This window comes from Micromonospora sp. DT228 (assembly GCF_049841595.1).
In the GTDB taxonomy this organism is placed as follows: domain Bacteria; phylum Actinomycetota; class Actinomycetes; order Mycobacteriales; family Micromonosporaceae; genus Micromonospora.
On sequence record NZ_JBNCKO010000054.1, the window covers coordinates 1 to 774 of the forward strand.

Genomic DNA, 774 nt, shown 5'->3' on the forward strand with positions numbered 1-774 from the left:
CTAGGGTCTGTGTCGAAGTCGGTCATAGCCACTCGTTGATCGCGGCGATGTGCACGGTGGCTTCGTAGCGCACGGCGAGTTTGTCGAATCGGGTGGCCACGGCACGGTTGCGTTTGAGCCGGTTGATGCCGCACTCCACGGCGTGACGTTGCTTGTACCGCTCGGGGTCGAAGGCTGGTGGCCGCCCACCCTTGGACCCCTTCTTACGCCGGTTGGCGTCCTGGTCGGCCTTCGACGGGATCGTCGCGGCGATCCCGCGGCGGCGCAGATAGCGGCGGTTCGCCTTCGACGTGTACGCCTTGTCGGCCAAGACCCGATCGGGGCGTGTCCGTGGCCGACCGCCGCCCTGGCGAGGCACCCGGATGCCGTCGAGGACCGCGATGAACTGGGGACTATCTCCGCGCTGCCCGGCGGTCAACACGATCGACAACGGCTTCTGCCCCTGTTCACAGGCCAGGTGCACCTTCGTGGTCAGTCCGCCCCGCGACCGGCCGAGCGCATGATCGGCCGGCTCGACCGCGACGCCGCCCGGCGGTTCGACCTGCAGATCCCCCTTTTACGCGCCCCGGCGGCGTGCTGATGCGCCCGGGCGACCGACGAGTCCACCGACACGTCCCACGTCACCCGCCCGGCCGCGTCGGCAACCGCCTGCAACGCGGTCAGGATCTTCGCCCAGGTCCCGTCACGCTGGCAGCGGCGGAACACCGCGTACGCCGCCGACCAGGACCCGTAGCACTCCGGGATGTCCCGCCACGGCGCACCGACCCGGGTCCG

Annotated in this window: 1 pseudogene; it reads right to left on the bottom strand. The window is 70.2% G+C overall.

The features are described from left to right. Positions 1–22 precede the first annotated feature (22 nt). Positions 23–774 (bottom strand): annotated as a pseudogene (locus tag ACLQ29_RS35370) (IS5 family transposase); the annotation flags it as partial.